Below are 6903 nucleotides of genomic sequence, written 5' to 3'. Positions count from 1 at the left end.
TTTTAAAGAAAGATAATCTCAAGAACTGGTGGCATTGGCTATTATTTTTATTGTTTCCACTTTATTCTTCTCTCATTATTTCAGGAATTTTTATGCTGGCTTTAATGGTGGGTTATTTACTTTATAATTTCCTGAAAAAAGAAAAAAAAATAGCTTATAAAGCAGGGTTTTTGTGTATAGTTATACTTTCAATTCTTTATGTTTTTGTAGAATATAGATTGTTTTTAGATATTTTAAAACTGGGTGTAACACCTTTCGATTTTATTCCACACCGAGTAGAATTTGTGCAAGAAAATACTTTTAAGGAATGTTTTAAAGCCACAAAGAATTCATTCATTGGCGGACAAAACCATTTTCCTGTTTTTCATACTTATTTGATTCTACCAACGGTTTCTCTTTATCTTATTTATGCTTTAATAAAGTCAAAACCTAAAAAACTCATTTTGTTTTGCCTTTTGCTTTTGGCAGGAATTGCCATTATTGATGGTTTCTGGAATTATACAGGATTTCAGTCATTCAAAGATAAATTGCCAATCTTAAAAGCTATCCAATTAGATCGTTTTTATTCACTTTATCCAACGCTTTGGACACTCGTTTTTGTGCTGATAATCAAGGAATTACCTTCAAAAATTGGTCTTATTTTGGCGGCTATTCAAGTTGCTATTGTTTTGTTTTCTAACCAAGCTGTCAATGATTTGACAAAGAAAATTTTGTTCAAAAAAGACTATATTTCTTACCGAGAATTTTATGCAGAAGATTTGTTTTTAAAAGTAAAAAATGTTTTGCAGCAAGATAAAACTACTCAAGTTAGGGTTGGTATGATTGGACTACATCCTGCGATGGCACAATACAATCAAATTCAAACGATTGATGGTTATGTAGTGCTTTATTCATTGGCTTATAAGCACAAAATACAAGCAGTTATTCAGTCCGAATTGAATCAAAATGAATTTATCAAAACTTACTTTGAAAAATGGGGAAGTAGATGTTATTTGTTTGATAATGAAGCCATTACGGCAGGAGATGGCATTACGAAAAATCAAAAATGCTGTACCGATAGTTTAGCTTTTGACTTCGTGAAACTAAAACAAATGAACTGTAATTATTTACTATCCGCAGTTGAAGTAAAGCATCTTGCACCACAAATGAAATTGCTTTCAAAAGTAGAAGACGCTAATTGGCGAATTTGGATATATAAAATCCAATGAGTGATTTGTGAATAGTGTTGCAGTGGAACTGAAAGTATGAATAAAAAAATTACTCAATCACAAATCATTGAAAAACTCAAAGCCGTTCCTGCATCAATATCTTTGGTAGCTTTTTTGCCCAGAATTTCTTCATAATAACGAGTATGCAAGCCATTTGATGGACGAATAGACCGAACATTTTTCTCGCTAAAAACATCACCTGCCTGCATCGGTTCAACTACATAGAGCGAGCGTTTGTATTGCAAACTTTTCTGCTCTTTTTCAGAAAGGATATAATTGACTTTTCCCATCGCCAAAAAAGCCCTTTCCGACTCAACCACAAGGTTTTTGAGTTCTTCGGGTTCTAACGAAAAAGAAGAATCTACCCCGCCATCGGCACGGCGAAGAGTGAAGTGTTTTTCTAATACTCTTGCACCTAAAGCCACGGCTGCTATTGCTGCTCCGATGCCCATTGTATGGTCAGAAAGTCCGATTTGACAATCGTAAAGTTCTCTCATGTGCGAAATTGTGAGCAAATTAGTACTTTCGGGCGTGGCTGGGTAAGTGCTTGTGCATTTCAATAAAACCAAATCTTTACAGCCATGTTTTCGCAAAACTTCAACTGATTCTTGTATGTCGGCAATGCTTGCAACACCCGTACTCATAATTATGGGTTTACCTGTTTGGGCAACTTTTTTGAGCAAAATATGGTCAGTATTTTCAAAAGAAGCAATTTTATAACATGGTACTTCCAAACTTTCAAGAAAATCAACCGCCGTTGTATCAAACGGACTACTAAAAGCTAACATTCCGTGAGCTTTTGCACGGTCGAAAATGGGTTTGTGCCATTCCCACGGCGTATATGCCAATTGGTAAAGATTATGTAGATTTTGGTTTTTCCAAAGAGAATTTTGGTCTTTGATGATAAACTCTTCTGATGAGCCATTAAAAGTAATCGTATCTGCGGTATAAGTCTGTAATTTTAGGGCATGAACACCAGCCTCGGCGGCGGCATCTACAATGGCAAATGCTCTGTCGAGTGATTGATTATGGTTGCCCGACATTTCTGCAATAACAAATGGCTTATGGTCGGGGCTTATGATTGTATTTGCTATTTTAAACATTCAATTTTATTTCTTTTTCTTCAATTGCTCAATATCTTTACTCAATGCCTCAATTTGCTTGCTTTGTGCTTCAATGAGTTTTTGTTGCTGTTTTATTGCTTCTGTCAAAACAGGAATTATGCCATCATAGTTCAGAAACTTTATTCCAGCTGTATTCTCCGAAACTGCTTCGGGCAATACTTTTTCTACTTCTTGTGCAATCAATCCGATTTGTTTTTCGTCCGAATTTTTCCAATTGTAATTATAGCCGTTGATTTGGTTGAGTTTCTCCAAAGCATTCTCGATGGGTGTAATATTGGTCTTTTCACGTATATCTGATAGTGTATTTACCACGCCATAAACCGTTACTTTGGCGTTTACGGCGGGACTGCCCCCGATACCGATATTTACACCATTATCAAAGATTTGACTATTAACCAAAACATTAGACGAATTGAATCTTGGTAAAGAATTGATAGTAGGAGAAGTAGTTGCAAATGCCACAAGCGAACTGGCTGGTAGATTATAACGAGAGATATTTCCTCCTCCGTCGGACATTATTAAAGAGTTTCCTGCAACATCAGAAAGTCCACCAAAACGTACTGTGCCTGTTGTATGCAGTTGTGCTTGTGGAGTGGTAACTCCAATACCGAGTGAGCCATTGGCGGAGAGAGTCATGTAATTTGTGATATAATTTCTCCATTGAAATAATGACCTATTACTAATTGCTGCTCCACCAGCTAATGAAGTATTGGGGTCAGTATATTTTCTTGCATCAAATACGATAACAGGCTCACTACCAGTATCATAATCATAATTTGTAACTCCAGAAATAAATAAAGATACTCGAGCATCGGTTTGATTATGGGCGAAAATCCAAGGAATAAAGTTATTGTTAGTTACGGTAGCATTTCTTATACTTAAAAAATCATACGGGGCATCTGAAACTTTAAATCGTTTAAATTCTTCTAATGCAGAACTATTTTCAGCATCTCTAAGCAAATTAATCCTTCCATTTGGGGGAATATTAACATTTGTATTGTCTCCATTATCATACCATCTATCAGGAGACGGGTCTTGTGAATATCCAAAAAATTGAACAGAAAAGGAGAGAATTAGTGAAAGTGACAGCAAATTTTTCATTTTATTAAAAGTTTAGTTTATGTGCGATAAATTATTTTTTGCATAAATTCTTTTTGTTTATTCCATTCTTCACTTAAAATGGCAAGCCCAACAGTATCTACCCATTTTTCGTTTTTCTTTACATGTTGGCGATAATATGCTTCTCTTCTAAATCCAAATTTTTCGTGCATTGAAATAACTTTGTCATTAAAAATCATTACTTCGCAGCGAAGTTTATTCAATTTTAATTCGTTAAAAGCATATTCAAGAATATTAAATTCTATTTTAGAACCTATGCCCCCGCCTCTTGGAACATCAGTTCCGAGATAAAAAGCCCAATAACAACTACCCAAAGTTTTACTTATGCCAGTTATTGATGCTAACCCAATTTTTTTATCATCGTATTCAATTATCCAATATCTACAACTTTCATCATCTTTTATTCTATTAAACCATGTTTCTTGTTGTTCGGCTGTTATTTCATTTTCGGTGTACATATATTGAGCAACTTCTGGCGAATTTCTCCAAATACGAACTAATTCGATGTCTGCTTTTAAAAGAGGTGTTAATACAATATCCATATTTATTCAAAATTTATACTCACTTTTTAATTTCCCATGTAATAAAGAATCAACCATACGTTCATCAATAAATATATGATTTCTTAATCGTCCTTCTAAAATAAATCCACAATTTTCAAGAATATCAACATGATGTTGTCGTGTATCATATACTTCTGTATGTAAGCGATTAAGTTTTAAGTCCTCAAAAGCGACCTTTTGTATCAAATGTAAGTAATTTTCAAAGTATAAATCATGTATTTTAGAATCATTGATAAACTTTGTATTAAGTAAAAAAGATATTTCTGCCCTTTTATCAAGCCAACTAAAATGAACCAAACCGCCATACCCAATCAATTCGTTATTTTTGAAGTAGCTGAATAAAAGTTGTTTTGGATGTTCGGAATTGAAATTTGGAACAATTTGATTTTCGTAGTATGCAATTTGCTTTTCCTCAGTAATATATTCGTTTTGACGCAAAATTTTCATTTGGTCATTACGCCAAACTCTAATTTTTAAAATATCTTCACTCCGAATCGGAATCAAAGAAAATTCATTCAAATCGAAGCGTTGTTTTTCTAAACATTTATATTGATTCATAATTTTGATTTTATGCTATACTTAAACTCCGCCACCGCCCAATCTTCTTCACTATCAATATCGTGGGCATCCATTTCTGATATAACAATTCCGCTTGTATTTTCGGTCAAAATACTTCGATTTTGTAATAGTTTTTCGGTTTTGAAGAAATAAAACTGCCCAGCATCGTGGTAAATTGGCGTAAGGTCTTGCGAGCGAACTTGTGCATTTTCGGGATTGTGCCAACTAATTTTTTTGCCTTCAAAAACAACGCCACGCTGTGGTGGAAAAGAAAATCGCTGAATAGGGTAAACAGAGTCAAAACCTTCATTAAGGAGCATTTGGTGACTTTTTTGCAATATTTCGGCTGAAACAAAAGGGGCCGTTGGGTAAATACAACAAGCAGTTTCAAAGGTCTGATTGCGTGCTTTGTAGCTTTCTAAAACTTCAACTAAAACATCAACAGTAGTGGCAAAATCGTTGGCATTTTTCTCACTTCGGGCAAACGGAACTTTCGCCCCACAGGAGCGTGCAATTTCGGCAATTTCGACATCGTCGGTTGAGACCATTACTTCGTCAAAAAGTTTACTTTCGATAGCAGCCTCAATTGAATAAGCAATAATTGGTTTCCCCAAAAAATTCTTGATATTTTTTCGTGGAATACGCTTGCTTCCGCCTCGTGCGGGTATGATGGCGATGGTCATTTATTAATTATCAGTAAACAAATTCAATATTCAATTTTATCATTTAGCATTTTCCAGCTCAGTTTTTTGGCGTAAATGATGGCGATAGTGCATTTCGTGCAAATAAAACCATTCTTGTGCATTAAGCCAGCCCATTGCAGGTTGAATTGCTTTATATAAACCATCATCGTTGCTCACCGCTTCAATAAGGTTTTTAGTATCAATCAATATTTTTTCTAAAATTTGATGATAGACTTCTTTAGGTTTTGCAACTGGCTCGGGCCCACGAATTACCTCTGGAATTTTCAATTTTACTGGCGGAAAACCACCATATTTGAATTGTTGCTCACCAAAATGGCTTTTTTCTCCACCTTCTTGTCCTTTGCGTTTTTCTATACAACGAACACAATTTGCCAAAAAGAAAAAATTTGATGAGACCGTCAAATGTTCGTACATCTGCCCTAAAGACCAAGTTTCGCTATCTTTTTTGAAGAAAAACGCTGCGTCAGAATATTCATCAAGGCTTCTAATGTATTGATTAACAACGGTTTCGAGATTTTGGTAAACTTCGTTTGGCTTCATTTCTTGCAAGTTATCAACCTATTTTATACATTTTCTCATAATATTTCAAATAATCGCCACTTGTTACATTTTGTAGCCATTCTTTGTTTGTCAAATACCATTCAACGGTTTGGGTAAGTCCTTCTTCAAATTGAAGAGATGGTTTCCAGCCCAATTCATTCATCAACTTTGAGGCATCAATGGCGTATCGTAAATCATGACCAGCACGGTCGGTTACATAATGAATCAATTTCACAGAAGTTCCTTCTGGACGACCTAATTTTTCATCCATGATTTTGCATAAAAGATGTACTAAGTCAATATTTTTCCACTCATTAAAGCCACCAATATTATAAGTTTCGCCGTTTGTTCCACGATGATAAATTTCGTCAATGGCACGAGCGTGGTCTTTCACAAAAAGCCAATCACGCACATTTTCTCCTTTACCATAAACTGGTAGCGAGAAATTGTGCATAATATTATTTATCATCAATGGAATCAATTTTTCGGGAAAATGATTGGGTCCATAATTATTTGAGCAATTTGAAATAACAATAGGTAATTTATAAGTATTATGATAAGCTCTCACAAAATGGTCAGAAGAAGCCTTCGATGCTGAATAAGGCGAGCGGGGATCGTAGCTCGTGGTTTCTAAGAAAAATTCCTCAGGATTATGCAATTCTCCATAAACTTCATCGGTCGAAACGTGGTAGAAAAGGTGATTTGCCATGTCGTCTTTCCAAGCGGTTTTGGCAGCATTAAGTAAGTTTGCCGTGCCTATCACATTGGTCATTACAAAAGCCATTGGGTCGGTAATAGACCTGTCAACGTGAGATTCTGCGGCTAAGTGTATAACGCCATCAAAGTTGTGTTTTTTAAACAAATTATCAATGTAATCAGCATCGGTTATATCACCATGCTCAAATATATAATTTGGCAATGACTCAATATCTGTAAGGTTTTCGAGATTGCCTGCATAAGTGAGTTTATCAAGGTTAACTATCTGATATTGCGGGTATTTCGTTACAAAAAGTCGAACAACATGCGAGCCAATAAAGCCTGCACCGCCTGTGATAAGTATGGTTTTATTTGAATTCATTTCTTAATT

The 6903-nt window shown here is 35.1% G+C and carries 8 protein-coding genes; 1 reads left to right on the top strand and 7 read right to left on the bottom strand.

Annotation, left to right across the window (positions count from 1 at the left end):
• Positions 1-1208 (top strand): DUF6044 family protein (locus ACH2CJ_RS10535; protein WP_394992731.1); only part of this gene is annotated, 1208 nt, incomplete at its 5' end.
• Between the two features lie 53 nt (positions 1209-1261).
• Here the strand turns inward: ACH2CJ_RS10535 and pseI are convergent.
• From pseI to rfbB, 7 genes are read right to left on the bottom strand one after another with little or no spacing between them, the layout of a single operon-like run.
• Positions 1262-2311: a pseudaminic acid synthase gene (gene pseI / locus ACH2CJ_RS10530; protein WP_394992729.1), complete on the bottom strand. Its 1050-nt coding sequence runs from the start codon at positions 2309-2311 to the stop codon at positions 1262-1264.
• A 6-nt stretch (positions 2312-2317) separates the two neighbouring features.
• On the bottom strand, positions 2318-3433 hold the full coding sequence (locus tag ACH2CJ_RS10525) for a tail fiber domain-containing protein (protein WP_394992727.1): 1116 nt from the start codon (positions 3431-3433) through the stop codon (positions 2318-2320).
• Positions 3434-3450: 17 nt separating this feature from the next.
• Positions 3451-3993 (bottom strand): UDP-4-amino-4,6-dideoxy-N-acetyl-beta-L-altrosamine N-acetyltransferase, encoded by a 543-nt coding sequence (gene pseH / locus ACH2CJ_RS10520; protein ID WP_394992725.1) that lies wholly within the window; start codon positions 3991-3993, stop codon positions 3451-3453.
• A gap of 6 nt (positions 3994-3999) precedes the next feature.
• On the bottom strand, positions 4000-4572 hold the full coding sequence (locus ACH2CJ_RS10515; protein ID WP_394992724.1) for a GNAT family N-acetyltransferase: 573 nt from the start codon (positions 4570-4572) through the stop codon (positions 4000-4002).
• Complete coding sequence (gene pseF / locus ACH2CJ_RS10510) at positions 4569-5255, bottom strand: pseudaminic acid cytidylyltransferase (protein WP_394992723.1); 687 nt, start codon at positions 5253-5255, stop codon at positions 4569-4571. Before pseF ends, ACH2CJ_RS10515 begins: the two co-directional genes overlap by 4 nt.
• Positions 5256-5294: 39 nt before the next feature.
• A complete protein-coding gene (locus tag ACH2CJ_RS10505) occupies positions 5295-5816 on the bottom strand; it encodes a DinB family protein (protein ID WP_394992722.1) in 522 nt (173 codons plus the stop codon).
• A 13-nt stretch (positions 5817-5829) separates the two neighbouring features.
• Positions 5830-6894 (bottom strand): dTDP-glucose 4,6-dehydratase, encoded by a 1065-nt coding sequence (gene rfbB, locus ACH2CJ_RS10500; protein ID WP_394992721.1) that lies wholly within the window; start codon positions 6892-6894, stop codon positions 5830-5832.
• Positions 6895-6903: the final 9 nt, after the last annotated feature.

Source organism: Emticicia sp. (assembly GCF_043780375.1).
GTDB lineage: Bacteria > Bacteroidota > Bacteroidia > Cytophagales > Spirosomataceae > Emticicia.
Note: the sequence above shows the minus strand (reverse complement) of the source record. Positions and strands in the feature narration are given on the sequence as shown.